Source organism: Rhodococcus phenolicus (assembly GCF_001646785.1).
In the GTDB taxonomy this organism is placed as follows: Bacteria; Actinomycetota; Actinomycetes; order Mycobacteriales; family Mycobacteriaceae; genus Rhodococcus; species Rhodococcus phenolicus.
This window is the reverse complement of sequence record NZ_LRRH01000148.1, coordinates 1-938: the sequence shown is the minus strand read 5'-3', so window position 1 is coordinate 938 and position 938 is coordinate 1. Positions and strand designations below refer to the sequence as shown.

Annotated in this window: 1 protein-coding gene; it reads right to left on the bottom strand. The window is 67.1% G+C overall.

Annotation, left to right across the window (positions count from 1 at the left end):
• On the bottom strand, positions 1 to 938 hold a 938-nt coding region (locus A8G15_RS27970), incomplete at both ends, for an AMP-binding protein (protein ID WP_156665599.1).

Here is a 938-nt window from a genome sequence, read left to right as displayed (position 1 = left end):
AGCAACACCGCATCATCCGGCCCCAAACCGAACGCCGCCACCTTCCACACCAACTGATTCGCAATCGCCCGATGCGGCACCGCCACACCCTTCGGACGACCCGTCGAACCCGACGTGAAGATCACATACGCCGTGTGGCCGGGACCCGGGGACGCGACATGCAGCGGGAACGCTTCCTGCGAATCATCCTGCGGTACACAGTCGTCGACGAACACGACGGTGAGGCCGCCCTCGGCCCCGAAACCGTCGCCCCGTGTCGTCAGGACACACACCGGATCCGCGGTACCCAGAATGTACTCCGTGCGCTCGGCCGGCTGGTCCGGGTCCACCGGCACGTACGCACCACCGGCCTTCGCGACCGCGATCATGCCGATCACCAATTCCGGCGACCGCCGCATCCCGAGCGCCACCCGCGCCTCGGGACCGACCCCGAGATCGGCGATCCGGCGAGCGGTCACACCGGCCCAGGCGTCGATCTGCCGGTACGTCCAGGTGCGATCACCGAATTCCAGTGCCGGCGCATCCGGGGTTGCGGCGACCTGCGCCTCGAACAACGACACCAACGTCGCCGACGAATCCACCTCACGCGCAGTGTCGTTGAACGACTCCAGAATCCGGAACCGCTCCCCCGCACCGAGAATCTCCAGATCCCCGACCGGACGCGACGGCTCCGCCACGACCTCTTCGAGCACCCGCACGAACCGCTCGACGAACCCCGCCACCGTCGCCTCGTCGAACAACGCCGTCGCATACGTCACGAAACCACCGATCCCCGCAGGAACCCCGGCCTCGTCGTAGGTGTCCTGCACGATCCAGTGCAGATCGAACTGGGACGTGTCCCCCGCGAGGTCGATGCCCTCGACGGTGACCGACGGCAGTTCGAGGGTGCTCTGGGCGAGGTTCTGGAACGACAGACCCACCTGGAACAACGGATGCCG